At 62.9% G+C, this 17,387-nt stretch carries 22 protein-coding genes; 8 read left to right on the top strand and 14 right to left on the bottom strand.

The features are described from left to right. Positions 1-15: 15 nt before the first annotated feature. The 3 genes from ACKUUH_RS00640 to htpX are packed head-to-tail and all read right to left on the bottom strand — an operon-like array spanning position 16 to position 3,094. Entirely contained in the window at positions 16-777 is a 762-nt protein-coding gene (locus ACKUUH_RS00640; RefSeq protein ID WP_407947907.1) for a class I SAM-dependent methyltransferase, read from the bottom strand. A gap of 44 nt (positions 778-821) precedes the next feature. After that, entirely contained in the window at positions 822-2,171 is a 1,350-nt protein-coding gene (locus ACKUUH_RS00645; protein ID WP_407947908.1) for an RsmB/NOP family class I SAM-dependent RNA methyltransferase, read from the bottom strand. A 56-nt stretch (positions 2,172-2,227) separates the two neighbouring features. Next, complete coding sequence (htpX, locus tag ACKUUH_RS00650) at positions 2,228-3,094, bottom strand: zinc metalloprotease HtpX (protein ID WP_407947909.1); 867 nt, start codon at positions 3,092-3,094, stop codon at positions 2,228-2,230. 124 nt (positions 3,095-3,218) lie between these two features. Here htpX and ACKUUH_RS00655 point away from each other — a divergent pair, with 124 nt between their 5' ends. The 3 genes from ACKUUH_RS00655 (at position 3,219) to ACKUUH_RS00665 (ending at position 4,730) form a co-directional block, all read left to right on the top strand. After that, a complete protein-coding gene (locus ACKUUH_RS00655; protein WP_407947910.1) occupies positions 3,219-3,437 on the top strand; it encodes a DUF1674 domain-containing protein in 219 nt (72 codons plus the stop codon). A gap of 39 nt (positions 3,438-3,476) precedes the next feature. Continuing rightward, positions 3,477-4,211 (top strand): extensin family protein, encoded by a 735-nt coding sequence (locus tag ACKUUH_RS00660; RefSeq protein WP_407947911.1) that lies wholly within the window; start codon positions 3,477-3,479, stop codon positions 4,209-4,211. A gap of 81 nt (positions 4,212-4,292) precedes the next feature. Further along, positions 4,293-4,730, top strand: a complete 438-nt coding sequence (locus ACKUUH_RS00665) for a thermonuclease family protein (RefSeq protein WP_407947912.1) — start codon at positions 4,293-4,295, stop codon at positions 4,728-4,730. Between the two features lie 161 nt (positions 4,731-4,891). Here the strand turns inward: ACKUUH_RS00665 and ACKUUH_RS00670 are convergent, their stop codons facing one another. The 5 genes from ACKUUH_RS00670 to ACKUUH_RS00690 all read right to left on the bottom strand — a co-directional run bounded on the left by ACKUUH_RS00670 (position 4,892) and on the right by ACKUUH_RS00690 (position 10,977). Beyond that, positions 4,892-5,752 (bottom strand): MBL fold metallo-hydrolase, encoded by an 861-nt coding sequence (locus tag ACKUUH_RS00670; RefSeq protein ID WP_407947913.1) that lies wholly within the window; start codon positions 5,750-5,752, stop codon positions 4,892-4,894. A gap of 69 nt (positions 5,753-5,821) precedes the next feature. Next, positions 5,822-6,988, bottom strand: a complete 1,167-nt coding sequence (fic, locus tag ACKUUH_RS00675) for a protein adenylyltransferase Fic (protein WP_407947914.1) — start codon at positions 6,986-6,988, stop codon at positions 5,822-5,824. Between the two features lie 144 nt (positions 6,989-7,132). Further along, complete coding sequence (gene acs / locus ACKUUH_RS00680) at positions 7,133-9,076, bottom strand: acetate--CoA ligase (RefSeq protein WP_407947915.1); 1,944 nt, start codon at positions 9,074-9,076, stop codon at positions 7,133-7,135. A 129-nt stretch (positions 9,077-9,205) separates the two neighbouring features. After that, a complete protein-coding gene (locus ACKUUH_RS00685) occupies positions 9,206-10,483 on the bottom strand; it encodes a CaiB/BaiF CoA transferase family protein (protein WP_407947916.1) in 1,278 nt (425 codons plus the stop codon). A 44-nt stretch (positions 10,484-10,527) separates the two neighbouring features. After that, positions 10,528-10,977, bottom strand: a complete 450-nt coding sequence (locus ACKUUH_RS00690) for an N-acetyltransferase family protein (protein WP_407947917.1) — start codon at positions 10,975-10,977, stop codon at positions 10,528-10,530. Between the two features lie 766 nt (positions 10,978-11,743). Between ACKUUH_RS00690 and ACKUUH_RS00695 the strand changes: the two genes are divergently transcribed. The 3 genes from ACKUUH_RS00695 (at position 11,744) to ACKUUH_RS00705 (ending at position 13,204) form a co-directional block, all read left to right on the top strand. Beyond that, the gene (locus ACKUUH_RS00695) at positions 11,744-12,490 is read left to right on the top strand and encodes a creatininase family protein (RefSeq protein WP_407947918.1); all 747 of its coding nucleotides are present in this window, start codon (positions 11,744-11,746) and stop codon (positions 12,488-12,490) included. Positions 12,491-12,571: 81 nt separating this feature from the next. Beyond that, on the top strand, positions 12,572-12,796 hold the full coding sequence (locus ACKUUH_RS00700; RefSeq protein WP_407947919.1) for an AbrB/MazE/SpoVT family DNA-binding domain-containing protein: 225 nt from the start codon (positions 12,572-12,574) through the stop codon (positions 12,794-12,796). 6 nt (positions 12,797-12,802) lie between these two features. Next, positions 12,803-13,204 carry a type II toxin-antitoxin system death-on-curing family toxin gene (locus ACKUUH_RS00705; RefSeq protein ID WP_407947920.1) on the top strand — a complete coding sequence of 134 codons (402 nt, stop codon included), beginning with the start codon at positions 12,803-12,805 and terminating at the stop codon, positions 13,202-13,204. 136 nt (positions 13,205-13,340) lie between these two features. Here the strand turns inward: ACKUUH_RS00705 and ACKUUH_RS00710 are convergent, their stop codons facing one another. The 5 genes from ACKUUH_RS00710 to ACKUUH_RS00730 form a co-directional block, all read right to left on the bottom strand. Next, positions 13,341-13,646 carry a MazG-like family protein gene (locus tag ACKUUH_RS00710; protein WP_407947921.1) on the bottom strand — a complete coding sequence of 102 codons (306 nt, stop codon included), beginning with the start codon at positions 13,644-13,646 and terminating at the stop codon, positions 13,341-13,343. 352 nt (positions 13,647-13,998) lie between these two features. Further along, positions 13,999-14,355, bottom strand: a complete 357-nt coding sequence (locus ACKUUH_RS00715) for a Rieske (2Fe-2S) protein (RefSeq protein ID WP_407947922.1) — start codon at positions 14,353-14,355, stop codon at positions 13,999-14,001. Beyond that, a complete protein-coding gene (locus tag ACKUUH_RS00720; protein WP_407947923.1) occupies positions 14,352-14,777 on the bottom strand; it encodes an EVE domain-containing protein in 426 nt (141 codons plus the stop codon). The genes ACKUUH_RS00715 and ACKUUH_RS00720 overlap by 4 nt, the downstream gene beginning before the upstream one ends. 15 nt (positions 14,778-14,792) lie before the next feature. Next, entirely contained in the window at positions 14,793-15,077 is a 285-nt protein-coding gene (locus ACKUUH_RS00725; RefSeq protein WP_407947924.1) for a YciI family protein, read from the bottom strand. A gap of 21 nt (positions 15,078-15,098) precedes the next feature. Further along, entirely contained in the window at positions 15,099-16,100 is a 1,002-nt protein-coding gene (locus ACKUUH_RS00730) for an NAD(P)H-dependent glycerol-3-phosphate dehydrogenase (protein WP_407947925.1), read from the bottom strand. Positions 16,101-16,190: 90 nt separating this feature from the next. On the opposite strand from ACKUUH_RS00730, the gene ACKUUH_RS00735 reads away from it, so the two are divergent. Further along, positions 16,191-16,817, top strand: coding sequence for a TetR/AcrR family transcriptional regulator (locus ACKUUH_RS00735; RefSeq protein ID WP_407947926.1), 627 nt, complete (start codon positions 16,191-16,193; stop codon positions 16,815-16,817). Positions 16,818-16,862: 45 nt separating this feature from the next. Here ACKUUH_RS00735 and ACKUUH_RS00740 read toward each other — a convergent pair whose 3' ends face one another. Further along, positions 16,863-17,003: a hypothetical protein gene (locus tag ACKUUH_RS00740; protein ID WP_407947927.1), complete on the bottom strand. Its 141-nt coding sequence runs from the start codon at positions 17,001-17,003 to the stop codon at positions 16,863-16,865. A 243-nt stretch (positions 17,004-17,246) separates the two neighbouring features. Between ACKUUH_RS00740 and ACKUUH_RS00745 the strand changes: the two genes are divergently transcribed. Beyond that, positions 17,247-17,372, top strand: coding sequence for a hypothetical protein (locus ACKUUH_RS00745; RefSeq protein WP_407947928.1), 126 nt, complete (start codon positions 17,247-17,249; stop codon positions 17,370-17,372). Positions 17,373-17,387: the final 15 nt, after the last annotated feature.

Below are 17,387 nucleotides of genomic sequence, written 5' to 3' on the forward strand. Positions count from 1 at the left end.
CAAAAAGCAAAGCCGTCACAGCTTGCGGGCGAGCACCTTGAGCCGCGACTTCGCGCTCCAGACGAAGCGGATCACCTCGAAGCCGTGATCGGTCAGGAAGCGGCGCATCGCGGCCTTCGTGAAATAATGGAGGTGCTGCGGCGGAAAGACTTCTTTCCAGGCCGGGAAATCCTTCGGCACGGACCAGTGGCCTGCGTCCGGCGTGGTGAGATAGAGCAGCGCGCCGGGCTTCAATCTCGCCTTCATCGCTTCGAAATAGGCATGCGGGTCGGGCAGGTGCTCGATCACCTCGATCATGAAGGCGAAGTCGAAATCCTTCCAGTCCGCGGGCAGGCTTTCGACGGCCCCCGCATGGTAGTGGCCGCCCGGATATTCCTTCCGCGCGAGCCCCACGCTTTCCTCGTCGATATCGACGCCATAGGCCTCGAAGCCGAGCCGGTTCGCCGCTTCCACGGCGGTGCCGATGTTGCAGCCGAAATCGATGAAGCGGGTTCCGCGCGCGAGGTGGCGATAGCGTTTGATCTGTTTCATCGCGCGCAGGATCTTGCGCTCCGCCTTCGCCGAATAATGCGTGTTCGAGAGATATTTCTCGTAGATCGCGGCGATTTCGGAAAGGGGCGGCGTCGGATAGACGAAGTGGAATCCGCACTCCGTGCAACGGAAGATGCGATAGCCGGAGGATATGCCGGCGGGGCGAAAGGAGCGCCCGCCGCAGATCATGCAGCTCGACGGCTCAAGCGCCGTCGCGTCCGTCGTCACGGGTTCAGTCAGCGTCACGGATTCCCCCTGGAAGAAGTAGCGTCAGACTGCCGCCCACCCCCTCATCCGTCAACAAGGGAATGGCGAGGTTGACGGCGCTTCAGGCGCGCGGCGTAGAAGCCGTCCATACCGCCTTCGATGGCGAGGTGACAAGGCAGGCTTCTCAGGTCTCCTTCACCTGTGACGATCTCGGTTATACCGCCGGTCTCCTGCGGCGAAACCGGCACGCGCTCGAAGTCTTCATGCGCCGCAAGGAAAGCGCCGATCTGCCGGACACCTTCTTCGGGTTCCAGCGAACAGGTGCAATAGACGAGCGTGCCGCCCGGCGCGAGGAGCGTTGCGGCATGCTCGAGCAGGCGCGCCTGCAGGGCGGCAAGCTTGTCGCGGTCGGCGGGGGATTTGAGGCGAAGCACATCGGGATGGCGGCGTGCCGTGCCGGTCGCGGTGCAGGGCGCGTCGAGCAATACCGCGTCCCATTGCCGTCCGGGCGCGTAGGTCGCGGCGTCCGCCACGACGGTTTCGGCCGTGAGGTGAAGCCGCGAGAGATTCTGGGTGAGCCGTTCGAGGCGCGGCTTCGAGCGGTCGAGTGCGGTCACGCGCGCACCCATCGCGGCAAGCTCCGCCGTCTTGCCGCCCGGCGCGGCGCAAAGGTCGAGCACCTCGCGGCCCGCCACGTCGCCGAGCAGCCTGGCGGGAAGCGCGGCGGCCACGTCCTGCACCCACCAGGCGCCTTCGTCGAAACCCTGCAACTCCTCGATGCGGCCCGCATCGTCGAGGCGGAGCGTGCCCGTCGGCAGGACCTGCGCGCCGAGCCTTTCGGCCCAGGCGTCGCGCTCGTCCGCCTTCTTCACGCTGATGTCGAGCGGCGGATCGGCATAGTGCGCGCGGATGATCGCGCGCGCCGTTTCCTCGCCATAAGCGGCGACCCAGCTCTCCCAGAGCCAGTCCGGCGTATCGAGACGCTCCGTATCGAGACTATCGAGCATGGCGTCGCCCTCACGCGAGAGGCGGCGGAGCACGGCGTTCACCAGCGCCTTGAAGTGACGGCCCGCATCGTCGCGCGAGGCGGCTTCCACGTTCATGCCCACGGCGGCGTGCGCGGCGACGCGCAGGAAGAGGAGTTCGGCCGTGCCTGCCCGCAGGATGTTCCGCGTGGGCCCCGCGCGGTTCGGCAGCTCCTTGTCGAGGCAGCGCGCGATGAGGGTGTCGATCGTCCCGAGGCGGCGCAGTGCCGTCGCCGCGATGGCGCGGGCAAAGGCGCGGTCGCGCGGCTCGGCCCGCGCAAGGCGGCCTGCCGCCGCTTCGCGCGCAAAGGCCTCGTCGAAGGCCTGCTTTTCCTTCAACACGGCGGTCAGAAGAGCCGCCGCCCCTTCGCGGGCGGCGAGCCCGGGTTCGTCTGTCCTGGCTTTCATGCGCGGCTTTAGAGCATAGTCGCGGCCGCCGCGCAAAGCGGTTGACGCGCGATAATTCAGCCCCAGGGACGGCGCGCCGCCTCACCCATGGTCTGTGCGAGCTGCCGCAGCGCCGAGATGCGGTTCTCCGTCGCGGGATGGGTCGAGAAGAGATTGTCGCGGCCGCGTCCGTTCAGCGGATTGACGATGAACATATGCGCGGTGGCGGGATTTGCCTCCGCCGCCTCGTTCGGCGCGCGGCGGGCGGCGGCGTCCATCCTCTCCAGCGCGGAGGCGAGCCAGAGCGGGTTGCCGGAAATTTCCGCGCCGCCCGCGTCGGCCGAATATTCGCGTGTGCGGCTGATCGCCATCTGCACCAGCGCGGCGGCCATGGGCGCGAGAATGGCAAGCGCCAGCGTGCCGGCGATACCGGGGCCGTTGTCGCGGTTGCCGCCGAAGAAGAACGCGAAATTCGCCAGCATCGAGATCGCGCCGGCAATCGTCGCCGTCACGGTCATGGTCAGCGTGTCGCGGTTCCTGATATGGGCGAGTTCATGCGCCATCACGCCGGCGAGTTCTTCCGGCGTGAGCATGGCGATGAGGCCGGTCGTCGCGGCGACGGCGGCATGCTCGGGATTGCGCCCCGTCGCGAAGGCGTTGGGCTGCGGGGTGTCGATGATGTAGGTCGCGGGCATCGGCATGTTCGCGCGCCGCGCGAGTTCCTTGACGATGTGCACGTAATTGGGCGCAACCGTCTCGTCCACACGCCGCGCCTTGTACATGCGCAGCACCATCTTGTCGGAATTCCACCAGGCGAAGAGGTTCATGGCCGCGGCGGCGAGAAAAGCGATCGCCGCGCCGCCCGCGCCGCCGATCAGATAGCCGAGCCCCATGAAAAGCGCGGTCATCGCCGCGAGAAGCATGAAGGTTCTGATCGTGTTCATCGGTGGCGTCTTTAACCTCTCCGGTTTGCTTTGCTTTCGGGCGGCCGCTTCCGGGGTGGAAGGGTCCGCCTCGCGGCTTTATATGTATCCTGATCGTGTCCGGTTCAAGAAAGGCGGGTCTCTCATGGCCGATGAGGAAAAGCCGCAGGGCGGCGGCGAAAGCGGGCCTGCGCCCCGCAAGGTGCTCTCGCCTGCTGCGAAACGCGCGCTTGCCGAGGCCGAGGAGCGCCGGCGCCTCGCGGATGCTGAGCCTGCCCCTCCGCGCGAAATCGCCGGGCGCGGCGGTGCCGAACCCACGCGCTATGGCGACTGGGAAGTGAAGGGCATCATCAGCGATTTCTGACGGAAATCCGGGGGCCTGCATCCGGACCGGGGAGTGAACTTGCCCGAAAGACCTTCGCCCCGCCTGCGCCGCGCCCTCATCGCCGCCGGCCTCGTCTTTCGCTTCTTCCTCTTCTTCGGCGGGCTCGCCCTTGCCGTCTGGTTCGCCTTCATTCATTTCCCCGACGCCTACAATCCCTTCGTACCGCCCCGGATCGAGGAAAAGCCGAACATCGTCACGGGGCTGAAGCTCAGGGGCCTCGCAAACGAATACGACATTTGCGTTTCCGTCGTGCGCGCGTCGGGCGCAAAGGCGCGCCGCGACAGCATCGCGTCGGCTTCGGAAGGCTGCGGCATGGCGCAAGGCCTCCATCTCGAACAGTCGCATATCTCTTATGGCGGCGGCATTGAGCTCACTTGTCCCGCCACAGCCGCGCTTCTCATGTGGGAGCGCCATGTCGTTGCACCGGCGGCGCAGGAACATCTCGGCTCGGAGATCGTGCGCGTCCGTCATTTCGGCACCTATGCCTGCCGGAACGTGAACCATGCGCAAGGGGGGCGCCGCAGCGGCCATGCGCGCGGCGACGCGATCGACATTGCGGGCTTCGATCTCGCCGACGGGCGGCGCGTCAGCGTGCTTGCCGATTGGGGCAAGGAGACGCCGGAAGGCCGCTTCCTGGCCGATATACATGAAGGCGCCTGCGGCCTCTTTGCGACCGTGCTCGGGCCGGATTACAACGCGCTCCACGCCAACCACTTTCACTTCGAAATGGCGCGATGGGGCATCTGCCGGTGAAGGGCAGGGCTTGCAGAGCCGGAGGGAAAGGAATAAAACCCTTTCCATAGAAGGAATAAATTCCTCCAGTCCGGTTCAGTCATGCGTATCCCGATCGTCATTCTGGTGCTTCTTTCCAGTCTGCTCCCCGTTCATGCCGTCGAGCGGCTTCAGGGCCCCGTCGAGGCGGAAGTCCTGCGCGTCGTCGATGGCGACACGCTGGTCGCGCGGGCCCGCATCTGGCTCGGCCAGACGGTCGAGACGCATGTCCGCCTCGCGGGCGTCGATGCGCCGGAACTCCGGGGCAAATGCGCCGAGGAAAAGGCGCGGGCGCTTGCCGCGCGCGAGGCCCTTCTCCGTCTCGTCGGCGAAGGCCCGGTGATGCTGGCCGATATCGAGAGCGACAAATATGGCGGCCGCGTCCTTGCCCGCGTCGCGACCGGCGCGCATGACGATGTTGCCGCCGCGCTGGTCGAGGGCGGCTTTGTCCGCGCCTATGGCGGTGGCGCACGCTCCGGCTGGTGCGGCGCGGAAGGCTGACGCGTCAGAACAGCAGATAGATCAGGATGATGATGGGAATGGGCACGCCGATGGCCCAGAGCAGGATGCCGCGCATGTCTCTCTCCTCCTTCGTGCCCCAAGGTCCTTGTCCCCAAGGTCCCTCCGGGTAAGGAACGAGCGAGAAGGCGCGTCGGTTCCCCTCAGCCGACCTCGAGCCTGTAGCTTTCGCCGTCGCGCTTCACGAGGCCAGCGGCCGGCGTCGCGAAATGCGTGCCGATGACGAGGGTCGGCCCGTCCGCCATTTCGGCGAGGAAGGCGTGGCGCGTTTTCTCCGCCATGTCGCCATCCGTGTCGAAGGCGCTGCGCCAATCCGTCTTCGCCATCTGGCAGGGGTGGTGCATCAGGTCGCCGGTGATGACCGCGCTCTCGCCCTTCGAGGAGATGACGATGCTGACATGGCCCGGCGTATGGCCGGGTGTCGGCCGGAGCCGCACTTCCTCGCAGACCACATGATCGTCGGCGACGAGATCGGCGAGGCCCGCCTCGAAGACCGGCTGCACGCTGTCGGCGAGCACCGGCGCATTGTCCTCATCGTCCTCGTTCGCCCAGAAGTCCCATTCGCGCTTGCCGATCAGGTAGCGCGCCTTCGGGAAGGTCGGCACCCATTTGCCGCCCTCGAGCATGGTGTTCCAGCCGACATGATCGACATGGAGATGCGTGCAGAGAACGATGTCCACGCTCTCGCGCGTCCAGCCCGTCTTCTCGAAATCCTTCAGGAATTGCGTCTGCAGCTTGTTGAAGAAGGGATTGCCGCGTTCCTTGTCGTTGCCGACGCAGGTGTCGACCACGATGCGTTTCCTGGGGGTTTCGATCAGCAGTGCCTGGATCGCGACGCGGATATGTCCTTCATCGGTCGCAAAATGCGGGCGCAGCCAGCCGATCTCCTTCACCGCGTCGGGATAGGCCTTCTCCACCATCGAGCCCGCGCCACCGCCCGGCAGCGCCACCTCGACCTCCACCACGCGCGTGATCTTCACGTCGCCGATTGTCCAGTCCGCCATGATTGTCCCTCCCTGACCCGAAATGCGAAGATGGTCAGGTAGGGACGCGGGGCGGCAGGTGCAAGAGGCTCAACTTTTGGTGCGTAACAATCTGCTTAGATCGACGTCGAGTTCCGGAGGAGGCGTGTAGGGCTCGACTTCGTTGCTTTCCGACGTAAGGAGTGCGTGCAGTGCCGGATGGACAAAGAGCTTCTCCCGCCCGACCTTGGCTTCAAATAGCACGCCTATATCCGCCAATCTTCTGAGATAGGTCGATGCCGTTTGGCGTTTGGCCAACCCTGCATCGACAATGTTCGAGATGCGGCAATAGGGCTGCTCGAATATTTGTTCGATGAGTTCGTGCGAATAAATCTGGGGTTCCGCCCTTTTTATGTAGTCAGTGGCGATTTGCTTCAGATGCCGTATTGCCCGGATTTTCGATGTGGTCCAGGAGGAGGTCTCGGCGACACCGTTCAGGATATATATCAGCCAGTCGGTCCAGTTTCCTTTCGTCGTGACTTCCTGAAGTAGCCTGTAGTAGTCGATCTTGTTACGGATGATATGCCGGCTCAGGTATAGTACCGGCAGATCGAGCAGCTCCTTTTCGATGAGATACAAGACGTTCAGAATGCGGCCTGTGCGTCCATTTCCGTCCGTAAACGGATGGATGGCTTCGAACTGGTAATGCATGACCGCCATGCGAACGAGGGGATCGAGGCCATCCTCTTCATCATGAATAAAGCGTTCCCAGTTGGCGAGAAGCTCCCGCAGCTTTGGCTCGCCGACGGGCGGTGTATAGATAATCTTGCCGGTTGAGTCGTTCTGGAGGGCCGTGCCGGGAATTTTTCGAATCTCCATCTGGACATTTTTTATCGTGCTGCAGATGTCGAGCGCGGTGGCTGTGGAGAGTGGGCGTTCCCGAATCCTCATATATCCGGTCCGGAGCGCGCGCCGATAGCGCAGGGCTTCGCGCGTGGGGGGGTCGGCCTGCGCTTCATGACTTGCCTCGGAATAGCGAAACAGCCTGTCGGTTGTCGTGACGATGTTCTCGATTTCCGAGCTCGCTTGGGCTTCCAGTGTTGGAATTGTGTTGATGAGAATGGCCTGATTGGGGATGAGTTCGGCCGCCTGCTTCAATTCTGCCAGCGCGGCACGTGCCCGCACGCATGCCTTGAGCACTTCCTTCGTCTCAACCTCGGCCTTGGGAGGAAGGAGGGGAAGATCATTATAGGGCTTATCTGGGTGCCAGCTTTTCATATGTCGATAAATCCCGAATTTATCGACATGTTCGGACAATATGTCCGAGGCGTCAACATATCCGTCTCATCTGTCGGTAAATCGCTGTATCGTCGACAGGTCAACAGAATAGGGGGCACTTTAGCCCCCTATTTACTATATATGCTACCCCGCCTTGTTCTGCCGGTTATGCACGAGATCGTCGACCACGCCCGGATCGGCGAGCGTCGAGGTGTCGCCGAGATTGGAGAAATCGTCCTCCGCGATCTTGCGCAGGATGCGCCGCATGATCTTGCCGGAACGCGTTTTCGGCAGGCCCGGCGAAAACTGGATCAGGTCCGGCGAGGCGATGGGGCCGATTTCCTTCCGGACCCAGGCCACGAGTTCCTTGCGCAGTTCTTCCGACGGTTCCTCGCCCGCGTTCAGCGTCACATAGGCATAGATGCCCTGGCCCTTGATGTCGTGCGGATAGCCGACGACGGCGGCTTCGGCGACTTTTGCGTGAGCCACAAGCGCGCTTTCGACTTCCGCCGTGCCCATGCGGTGGCCCGACACGTTCAGCACATCGTCCACGCGGCCCGTGATCCAGTAATAGCCGTCCGCGTCGCGGCGGCAGCCGTCGCCGGTGAAGTAGCGGCCGGGATACTGGATGAAATAGGTCTCGACGAAGCGCTGGTGATCGCCATAGACGGTGCGCATCTGGCCGGGCCAGCTATCGTCGATGCAGAGATTTCCCGCCGTCGCGCCTTCGAGCACCTTCCCCTCGGTATCGACCACCACGGGCTTCACGCCGAAGAAGGGCCGCGTCGCCGAGCCGGGCTTCAAGGCCGTCGCGCCCGGCAGCGGCGAAATCAGGATGCCGCCCGTTTCCGTCTGCCACCATGTATCGACGATCGGGCAGCGCCCGTCGCCCACCACGCGGTGATACCAGAGCCAGGCTTCGGGATTGATCGGTTCGCCGACCGAGCCCAGCAGGCGCAGCGACTTGCGGCTCGTCTTCTTCACCGGCGCATCGCCCTCGCGCATCAGCGCGCGGAGCGCGGTCGGCGCGGTGTAGAAGATGTTGACGTCGTGCTTGTCGATCACCTGCCAGCAGCGCGAGGCGTCGGGATAATTCGGCACGCCCTCGAACATCAGCGTCGTCGCGCCGTTCGCGAGCGGCCCATAGACGATGTAGCTGTGTCCCGTCACCCAGCCCACATCGGCCGTGCACCAGTAGATGTCGCCGTCCTGATAGTCGAAGACATATTTATGCGTCATCGACGCATAGACCATGTAGCCGCCGGTCGTGTGCAGCACGCCCTTGGGCTTGCCGGTCGAACCCGACGTATACAGAATGAAGAGCGGGTCTTCCGCGCTCATTTCTTCCGGCGCGCATTCGGCGGAAACCTTCGCCGCTTCTTCGCCATACCAGACGTCGCGGCCCTTCTCCATGTTGACGCTGCCGCCGGTGCGCTTCACGACGATGACGCTCGTGACGTCCGGGCACTTCTTCAGCGCCTCGTCGGTATTGGCTTTCAGCGGAATCTTGCGTCCGCCGCGCAGGCCTTCATCCGCGGTGATGACGCAGTTCGACGCGCAGTCGGCGATGCGGCCGGCAAGGCTGTCCGGCGAGAAGCCGCCGAAGACGACGGAATGGATCGCGCCGATGCGCGTGCAGGCGAGCATGGCGTAGGCCGCTTCCGGGATCATCGGCATGTAGATCGTGACGCGGTCGCCCTTCTTCACGCCTTGGGCTTTCAGCACATTGGCAAAGCGGCAGACTTCCCCGTGAAGTTCCCTGTAGGTGATCGACTTGTGATCCGTTGGCTCGTCGCCCTCCCAGATGATCGCGACCTGGTCGCCGCGTTCGGCCAGATGCCGGTCCACGCAGTTCACGCTCGCGTTGAGCGTCCCGTCCTCGAACCACTTGATCGAGACGTTATGCGGATCGAAGCTCGTGTTCTTGACCTTCGTATAGGGCTTCATCCAGTCGATCCGGAGCCCCTCGCGCCGCCAGAAGCTCTCCGGGTCGTTCACGCTCGCCTCGTACATGTTGCGGTATTTCTCCGCATCCACGATGGCGCGCTTCTTCCACTCGGCGGGAACGGGGAACAGGTCGTCGGACATGGAGGTCTCCCTGAAAGGCGCGTGTGTTTTCGTTTTTCCCATTATGTCCGCCGCGCGTGACGGGAACAAGGCGCGCCTGTCTTTCTTCCTTCTTTCCCGCAGGAGGAGGGGGCAAGAGAAGGCGTTACGTCACCCCTTCGCGGCATCTCCGGCAAGCGCCGCGATCTCATCCGCGCTCATCCCCGCTTCCCGGAGCACCTCTTCCGTCTGCTCGCCGAGGCGCGGCGGGTGGCGGCGAATGCTGGAGGGGCTCTCGCTGAAACGCACCGGCGGCTTCAGCGCGAAATAGGGCCCGGCATGCGGGTGGTCGTAGCGGGCGAAGAAATCGACCGCCTTCAGATGCGGATCGTCCTGCAGATCGTCCAGCCGGTTCATCTTCACGGCAGGGATCGACAGCGGCTTCAACAGCGCCAGCCATTCCTCCGTCGTCTTCGTCTCCGTCGTCTCCTCGATCATCGCATAGAGCTCGCGGATATGGACGGTGCGCGCCTTGTAGTTGTTGAAGCGCGGATCGTTGATGTAGTCGTCGCGGCGGCCTGCCAGCTCGAAGAACTGTTCCCACTGCTTGTCGGAATAAGGCAACAGGCCGATATGCCCGTCCTTGGTGCGATAGGGGCGGCGGTCCGGATTGGTGATGCGGCCATAGGTCCACTGGCCCGTCGGCGGATCGTAGACATGGTCGTAGAAATGTTCGGCGAGCACGAAGGAGGTAACGGCTTCGAGCATCGGCACTTCCACGAACTGCCCTTCGCCGGTCCGCTCCTTGTGGAAGAGCGCCGCCGTCACCGCCTGCACCATGAACAATCCCGACACCTTGTCCGCCATGATGGTCGGAATATAGCGGGGCTTCGGGTCGCCATCCATGCGGCCGAGCAGGTCCGCCGCGCCCGAGCCTGCCTGAATGAGGTCGTCGTAAGCCGGCAGGCCTGCGTAAGGCCCGTCCGAGCCATAGCCTGCCGCATGCACGAAAATGATGTCGGGCTTCACCGCCTTCACGTCTTCATAAGCGAGGCCGAGCTTCTTCATCGCCGCATAGCGGATGTTGGAGGTGAGCACATCGGCGGTGGCGACGATCTTCAGCAGCGCCTCGCGGCCCTCTTTCGTGCCGAGGTCGAGCAGCACGGAGCGCTTGTTGCGGTTGATGGTGAGGAAGATGGGGCCGAGGTCCGGCGCCGCGCCTTCGGGCATGTGCCCCGGCCAGCGCATGATGTCGCCGCCCGCGCCGCCGCCGCCGGTCGGCGAGGGCGCTTCCACCTTGATCACGTCCGCGCCCATGTCGCCCAGGATCTGCGTCGCATAGGCGCCGAAGACGACGGCGGTGAGATCGACGATGCGCACGCCTTTCAGCGGGCCCTTGTTCTCGGTTTCGAGGGTCTTGCTCTTCTTTTCGTTCGCCTGGTCGCTCAACGCATTTCCCCGCTCGTCGTCTTCTTGTTCTGCATGGCACCTCTTTACGGGCGCCACTCATACAATATGTCGGGCAGACATTCCTCATTGTCCGCGCCTCTGGTGCGGCGCGTCTCGGTCAGTCCGTGGCGCTCATAGAAGCGCCGGGCGCCGAGATTGGCCTGAAACGTCCAGAGGGAAAAGCCTTTCGGCATCTCCTCCTTCGCCCTGGCGAGAAGGAGGGTGCCTGCCCCTGCGTTATGCGCGGGCGGGTCGACATAGAGATGGTGGAGCCAGTCGCCGTCCTCTTCCCGGGCAAGCGCAGCAAAGCCCATGATCTCGCCGCCCTGCTCCGCCACCCAGACCTCGCTCCGCTTCACCATGCGGCGGATGAAGAGCCGCGTCTCCGCGTCGCTGTGCAGGCCGGCGTTCAGATAAGTCATGGTCCTGCGCGCGGCGAGAAATATCTCCGCGATCTCCTGCCAGTCGTCTTCGCTCGCGCGGTGGATGTGCATGGGGGAGGTTGTAGCGCCGCTGCGGATACAAAAGAAAGTCGTTCAAATAAAATACGTCATGCCCGGCCTTCTTGGAGTTCAAAGGAGGGCCCGGGCAAGACGATTGTAGGAAGGTTCGTTGGTGCTATGCGTCATGAACAGCAAGCTTCATGGAGACGACCATCAATTTGGTTCGAACGTTGTGCGGTGGTAGATTGACATGGCTCAACAATGCCAGTGGCGCAGCGCATGATTGCATTGTCCTTTATTGTCTTGGTCGGCGGGTATTTTATCTCGGAAGCGATTGCAGGTGTTCTGTTTGAACTCGCGTCTCGTTCCACAATGCCCGGGACGAGACGATGGCAGGTGGAATCGTGCCCCGCGAAGTACAACGTTTATAAGGGGGAGCCGAGCCCGGAGCATTTCACGCGAAGCGGCATTCGCGCTATTGAATCCGCCAGAAAGGTACGGAGGGTATACAGAGTTTTGGCGCTCATTTCGTTCCTCGTACTGGTGACATTGAAGCTTTGGCGCTAGCAGGCGGCGCCTTGCTCGACCCCGCCCAGCGGCACCGATCCTCTCACTCTTGTCTTTGCCGGGCTTGACCCGGCAATCCAGGAGGCGCCGAAGGCGCATTCCTCTTCGTCAGCTTCCTTCGTGAAAAGAGACGGCGCGTTTCACGCGCCTTCTGGACCCCCGGGTCAAGCCCGGGGGTGACATGATGGAGGGACGGAGGGAGCAAATCCCCCGATTCCACATTCTCTCCCTTCTCCCCTATGCTCTCCCCATGCTGCTGCATCATTCGAGCTGGCCGGAGATCGAGGCCTATCTTGAAAAGTCGAGAGGGATCGTGATCCCCGTCGGCTCGACGGAGCAGCACGGGCCTTCCGGCCTCATCGGCACCGATGCCATCTGCCCGGAAGCCATCGCGAGCCGCGCGGGTGCGGAAGCGGGCTTCCTCGTTGGCCCCACCTTCAATGTCGGCATCGCCCAGCACCACCTCGCCTTTCCCGGCACGATGACGCTCCGCCCCTCCACCATGATCGCCGCGATCCACGACTGGGTCTCCTCGCTCTCGCGGCACGGTTTCGAGCGCATCTATTTTTTCAACGGGCATGGCGGCAATGTCGCGACCATCGAGGCGGCCTTTTCGGAAATCTATGCCGACCGCTCGCTCGGCGCCGCCGCTTCCAATCGCGGCCCGGTGAAGTGCAGGCGCGCGAACTGGTGGGACTTCAAGCCCGTCATGGCGTTCTGCCAGCAGCGCTACGGCTCGGCGCATGGCGTCCATGCGACGCCGTCCGAGATCGCGGTCACGCAGTTCCTCCATCCCCACGCGATCAAAGACATCGGGATGTCGCCGAAGGTCGCGCCCTGGGGCCGCTACACGGACGCCGAAAGCTACCGCGCCGCCTTCCCCGATGGGCGCATCGGCTCGGACCCCTCTCTCGCCGACCCGGCGGATGGCGAGAAGCTCATCGCCCTTTCGGTCGAGGGCCTGATCGCGGATTTCCGGAAATTCGAGGCGGCGTAAGGGGTTAGCCAAGGGACTTGAAACGTTAATACGTTCGTTATAACGTTCTTCCGTCCTCTTTGACAGCCGGAGACCCTGGTCATGATTTCGCTCAAGCTTACGCAGATCGGCAATTCCGTCGGCGTCGCCCTGCCAAAGGCGGTGCTCGAGCGTCTGCATGCATCCAAGGGCGACAATCTCTTTCTCATCGAGACGCCGGATGGCTACATGCTGACGCCCTATGATCCGGCAATGGCGGAACAACTTGAAGCCGCCGAAGCCGTCATGCGTGAAGACCGGGATGTGCTAAAGGCGCTTGCGAAGTAACGGCGGATGGCCGATCGCCCCGAACCTGTTTGGCTGCTTCGCAATGCCGTTCTCGCTTTCCATTCACGCCAACTGGCGGAACATGGCGGCGGCGCGGGCATGCGTGACGAAGGGCTTCTCGATTCCGCGCTTAACAGGCCACTCAATAAATTCGCCTATGAAGAGCCCGACCTCTTCGATCTGGCAGCGGCCTACGCTTATGGCATCGCGACCAATCACCCCTTCGTGGATGGAAACAAGCGCACCGCCTATGTCGCGGCGCTGACCTTCCTTCGCCTGAACGGATACCGGCTCGACGCCAGCGCCACCGAAAAGTACGAAACCTTTATTCGGCTGGCTTCGGGCGAGATGAAAGAAATGGCGCTCTCCGACTGGTTCAGGCGGTGCAGCGGGAGGATATCGAAATGAAAGAGAAAATCCTCAGTACAAAGAGGGACGTTGCCGGTTGTTCGGGGTGCAGGCCGGAAGTTCTGGAATGTTTCTGCGAAAGTCTCCGGAGAAATGCGGCGCTTTATGAGCGGCTGGCGGGGAGTGCGCCCGCCTCCTAGCCCACATGCCTGCCCGTTCCGTCGCCGGCCGGAACCCAGTGGCGGGCGCGGTTCACCTTCATCTTCGCATCGACAGCTTCCAGAAGATCGAAGCCGAGCGTGGTGCCGAGCCGGTTGAGAAGAATGAGAACGTCTGCCGTCTCGCGCGCGGCCTCTTCGGTGTCGCCCTTCTCCAGCGCCTCGATGAGTTCCTCCATCTCGATGCTTGCGCGCCTTGCGAGCGCAGCGGGATCGCTCACCGGACCGAATGTCTCCTCGCCCCACAGGGCAATGGTCGACTGCGTTTCGCGCCGGCTTGTCATGAGCTTCCTCTTCTTTCGTCTGTATACGTCTTATACAGCAAGTTGACATCTGGACCACCCTCCCCCTCTTCGCGTCTTGCAGGCGCTCGCAAGGACGAAAGAAAGACGGGGATTACTTTTCTCGCCGCTTGTCCCGGCGAAAGCCGGGGTCACCCGCGTGCCACAGCGGGGACAACTCCGTCTCCCTTGTGCCACGGCGGGGATAAGTCGCGGCAATCGAGAGTGGTGACGGTGACAGGGAAAGAGACCGCGCCGTCTCTCTCATCGTCACCTCGAAGCGTCCGAAATCCATTCGTGACGTTTCGATGACATTTCGATGACAGTCGCCCCGCTTTATCCCCGGCGCCGGGGATTAAGCGGCGATCCGCACCATGCCGTCCTTCACCTCGACAGGCACCGCCTCCAGGCTCTTCCCCGCGCAAGGCCCGCTCGTGCAGAACCCGTCCTCGATGCGGAAAAGTGCTGCGTGATTGCCGCAGAGAATTTGTGTCTCGTCCTGCGTGAGAAACCTGTCCGGCCAGTTGTCGAGGCGTGTCGCGGCATGCGGGCAGCGATTGAGATAGGCGTAGACGGCGCCATCCTTCCGTATAAGGAAGATGTCGAGGCGCGATGTGCCTTCGCCCGACGCCAGTCCCTTCGCGCCCGGCTCGTCGATCTCGTCCAGCGCGCAGAGTGCCGTGCCCGGAAGTGGATCGCCGCGTTTCCTCACGGCGCCTTCTTCAGCCCGCCCATCTTGCAGACGAGTTTCCATTCCTCCTCGCGCACGGGCTGCACGGAGAGGCGCGAATTGTTGGCGAGCACCATCTCGTGAAGTGCTGGCTCCTTCTTCACATCGTCCAGCGTCACGGGCTTCGGCATGTCTTCCACCGCCTCGATCACGACAAGGCCGAACTTTCCCTTCTCGTCCGTCGGGTCGGGGCGGTGTTCGCCGATCACGCGCACGATGCCGACGATCCGTTTCTCATCCACCGAATGGTAGAAGAAACCGAGGTCGCCCTTTTTCATCGCCTTCATGTTGTTGTTCGCCTGGTAGTTGCGAACGCCGTTCCAGGGTTCGCCCTTCGCGCCCTTCTTTTTCTGGTCGTCCCATGACCAGGTGGAGGGTTCGGATTTGAAAAGCCAATAGGCCATCGCGTTTGTCTCCGCCTATTCCGGTGCGCCGAGGACCCACTTCCAGGCGCGAATCTCCGTGCTCTGGAAAAGGCCGGCCGTCTTGTAGGGATCGCTTGCGGCGAGCGTTTCCGCTTCGGCCTTGTCTGCGGCCTCAATGACGATGAGCGAACCGTTCATCACGCTCTGGTCGTCATTCGTGAAGGGCCCTGCGATCTTCAGGCGGCCGGTTTCCTTCCAGTATTTCAGATGCGCGTCGCGATTGGCGAGGCGCAGGTCCAGCGCGTCCGGTTTGTCGGTGCAGACGAGGCAGAAGAGCATTCGGTGTTTCCGTTTCTGGCGTCAGTTTTCGGCGCGGAAGGGGCGGGCGAGAAGCGCGGCGATCACATCGTCGACCGTCGCCTTCGCCGTCACGATAGCGGCGACCGCTTCGGCGATCGGCATTTCAATATCGTATTTTCGCGCAAGCGCAATGACGGCGGTTGCCGAGTGCACGCCTTCGCTCACCGAGTTGCGCGCGCCCATCACCTCCTCGAGCGTCTTGCCCTCGCCAAGCGCGATGCCGAGCGACATGTTGCGCGACTTCGGCGAGTTGCAGGTGAGGATCAGATCGCCGAGACCGGAGAGACCGGCGAGCGTTTCCATATGCGCGCCCATCGCAAGGCCGAGCCTGGCCAGTTCCGCGAAGCCGCGGGTGGTGAGTGCGGCGCGCGCGCTGTCGCCGAACTTCTTTCCCTCCACGATGCCGCAGCCGATCGCGAGCACGTTCTTCACCGCGCCGCCGATCTCCGCGCCGATGAGGTCGGATGAATAATAGGGGCGGAACGTCGGCAGGCCGATCGCGTTGCCGAGCGCTTCGGCCACCTCCTCGTCCTCGCAGGCAAGCGTCACCGCCGTCGGTAACCCACGCGCGACCTCGGCCGCAAAGCTCGGACCGGAGAGGACGGCGGGCATCGCCTGCGGCATCGCCTCGGCCAGAACCTCCGTAAGCAGATAATTGGTCGATTGCTCGACGCCCTTGGCGCAGAGCATGACGGGTTTTCCTTCCGCGACATCGGGCGCCAGTTTTTCAAGCACACCGCGCATGTGCTGCGCCGGCGTCACCATCAGGATCGCGTCCGCCTCCGCCGCCTCGCTCAAGTCTCCTGTCGCGCGCAGCTTCGGGTCGAGCGCGATGCCGGGCAGGAAGAGGCGGTTTTCATGGGCGCCATTGACGCTTTCCACGACTTCCGGCTCGCGCGCCCAGAGCACCGCTTCGCGTCCCGCCATGGCCGCGACCTGGGCCAGCGCGGTGCCCCAGGCGCCTGCGCCGACGACAGCTATCTTGTTGTATTTATTGCTCAAAATGGCTCTCCCCGGCGCTCTTGCGTGTGGCGGCAGCTAACGATTGAACGATTCGTTGAATATTTACTCCGCCGCCTTACAATCATGTGTATGACCACTCCAGACGATCCGCACCAGAAAATCATCGCGGCGGCCAAACGCCGCTTCACGCATTACGGCTATACCAAAACAACGATGGCCGAGCTTGCCGTCGATTGCGACATGTCGCCGGGCAATCTCTACCGCTATTTTGCGGGCAAGCTCGATATCGCCGAAGCGATCTGCCGCGAGGCTTCGATGCAGACGGCGGAGGATCTCTCGCGCATCCTGACGACACCGGGACGCAGCGCTTCGGAGCGGCTCCACGACTTCCTCTTCACCGATCTCCGGGAGACTTTCCACAAGCTCGAGGAAGATCCGAAAATTGTCGAGATGGCGCAGATCGTCACCGCCGAGCGCCCCGAATTTCACAATGAGGGGCTGGCGCGCGAACGCGAGGTGCTGTGCCGCATCGTCGAGCTCGGCAATCTTTCGGGCGAGTTCAGCGTGCCCGATCCCGATTTCGCGGCGGAGATGATCCAGGCGGCGACGCTCAAATTCAGCTACCCGCAGCTCTTCACCCGCCTGCCGCTACCCAAGCTCGAACGAGAGCTCGAAGGCGTCTATCAGATTATGGTGGCGGGGCTCAGGGCCGGCGCCGCGTGCTGCGACCCGGAAAAAGTCTCCGTCGAGGCTTGAGTCGTTCCAGACTCTTTCATTACCCCTTGGTCCCGTTGCATTGCATCAATGCGATGCTTGCGGCGCACTATCTATTAAGCCACTGATTTTACGTGAATAAGGGTGTCTTCGCGCTGGTTTGTGTTGCAGTGCGGCAACATAAATCCTGACGATTGAATATTTTTGATTTTGTTCATTGTTTTTCATTCAGGCGTCTCCTACATCCAGCCTGTCAGCGGGCGACCCCGGAAAAAAGCCCGCTCACCGGCATCAGGAGACGAGCCATGACCTATCTGAACAGCAAGCTGACGAACCGCGTCATCACCCTCGCCATCGCCGGCTACACGCTGGCCTTCGCCGCCCAGATCGCCGCCCAGTACGCGGCCTGATCCGGCAAAACGAACGTCACATCGGCGGCGCTGCCGCCCGGATGCGAGAAGGAAGATCGACATGACGCAGAAGCCGAATATCCGCCAGACCGCGGAGCGCGTCGTCGCCAAAGCCGCCGCCGCGCTGCTCGTGGCCTACACGCTCGTACTGATCGTGCAGACCTCGGGCGTCGCCCGCATCGTCTGACACACAGTTTTCCTC

This window comes from Parvibaculum sp. (genome assembly GCF_045863935.1).
Taxonomy (GTDB): domain Bacteria; phylum Pseudomonadota; class Alphaproteobacteria; order Parvibaculales; family Parvibaculaceae; genus Parvibaculum.

Excerpts from the sequence above, each read along its gene's own strand:
- ACKUUH_RS00725 (WP_407947924.1), bottom strand. The coding sequence starts at position 15,077 with ATGCTCTTCTGCCTCGTCTGCACCGACAAACCGGACGCGCTGGACCTG.
- ACKUUH_RS00745 (WP_407947928.1), top strand. The coding sequence starts at position 17,247 with ATGACGCAGAAGCCGAATATCCGCCAGACCGCGGAGCGCGTCGTCGCC.
- ACKUUH_RS00655 (WP_407947910.1), top strand. The coding sequence starts at position 3,219 with ATGGCCGATGAGGAAAAGCCGCAGGGCGGCGGCGAAAGCGGGCCTGCG.
- ACKUUH_RS00670 (WP_407947913.1), bottom strand. The coding sequence starts at position 5,752 with ATGGCGGACTGGACAATCGGCGACGTGAAGATCACGCGCGTGGTGGAG.
- ACKUUH_RS00710 (WP_407947921.1), bottom strand. The coding sequence starts at position 13,646 with ATGACAAGCCGGCGCGAAACGCAGTCGACCATTGCCCTGTGGGGCGAG.
- ACKUUH_RS00705 (WP_407947920.1), top strand. The coding sequence starts at position 12,803 with ATGGCCGATCGCCCCGAACCTGTTTGGCTGCTTCGCAATGCCGTTCTC.
- ACKUUH_RS00695 (WP_407947918.1), top strand. The coding sequence starts at position 11,744 with ATGCTGCTGCATCATTCGAGCTGGCCGGAGATCGAGGCCTATCTTGAA.
- ACKUUH_RS00740 (WP_407947927.1), bottom strand. The coding sequence starts at position 17,003 with ATGAAAAACAATGAACAAAATCAAAAATATTCAATCGTCAGGATTTAT.
- ACKUUH_RS00700 (WP_407947919.1), top strand. The coding sequence starts at position 12,572 with ATGATTTCGCTCAAGCTTACGCAGATCGGCAATTCCGTCGGCGTCGCC.
- ACKUUH_RS00690 (WP_407947917.1), bottom strand. The coding sequence starts at position 10,977 with ATGCACATCCACCGCGCGAGCGAAGACGACTGGCAGGAGATCGCGGAG.
- ACKUUH_RS00720 (WP_407947923.1), bottom strand. The coding sequence starts at position 14,777 with ATGGCCTATTGGCTTTTCAAATCCGAACCCTCCACCTGGTCATGGGAC.
- fic (WP_407947914.1), bottom strand. The coding sequence starts at position 6,988 with ATGAAAAGCTGGCACCCAGATAAGCCCTATAATGATCTTCCCCTCCTT.
- ACKUUH_RS00645 (WP_407947908.1), bottom strand. The coding sequence starts at position 2,171 with ATGAAAGCCAGGACAGACGAACCCGGGCTCGCCGCCCGCGAAGGGGCG.
- ACKUUH_RS00735 (WP_407947926.1), top strand. The coding sequence starts at position 16,191 with ATGACCACTCCAGACGATCCGCACCAGAAAATCATCGCGGCGGCCAAA.
- htpX (WP_407947909.1), bottom strand. The coding sequence starts at position 3,094 with ATGAACACGATCAGAACCTTCATGCTTCTCGCGGCGATGACCGCGCTT.
- ACKUUH_RS00665 (WP_407947912.1), top strand. The coding sequence starts at position 4,293 with ATGCGTATCCCGATCGTCATTCTGGTGCTTCTTTCCAGTCTGCTCCCC.
- acs (WP_407947915.1), bottom strand. The coding sequence starts at position 9,076 with ATGTCCGACGACCTGTTCCCCGTTCCCGCCGAGTGGAAGAAGCGCGCC.